We start from the raw sequence: 247 nt of genomic DNA on the forward strand, positions 1-247 counted from the left end.
CGCGCGCCTGCGGGCCGAAGCCACCGGCCTGCTGGCCTCCCAGGTGGCCGTTCACCCCGCCGTTCGCCAGGCCTTGCACCAATGGCAGCTCGACTTCCGCCGCCTGCCCGGGCTGGTCGCCGACGGGCGCGACATGGGCACCGCCCTCTTCCCCGGCGCGCCTCTCAAGGTCTTCCTGACCGCCAGTGCCGCCACGCGGGCGGAGCGGCGATATAAGCAATTGATTTCCAAGGGAATTCCGGCTAAT

At 70.0% G+C, this 247-nt stretch carries 1 protein-coding gene; it reads left to right on the forward strand.

Annotation, left to right across the window (positions count from 1 at the left end):
- Nucleotides 1-247: (d)CMP kinase (locus ACFC20_RS17790; RefSeq protein ID WP_375194142.1), on the forward strand; the 247-nt coding region annotated here is incomplete at both ends.

Origin of the sequence: Marinobacter sp., from assembly GCF_041984545.1 — a bacterium.
GTDB lineage: Bacteria > Pseudomonadota > Gammaproteobacteria > Pseudomonadales > Oleiphilaceae > Marinobacter.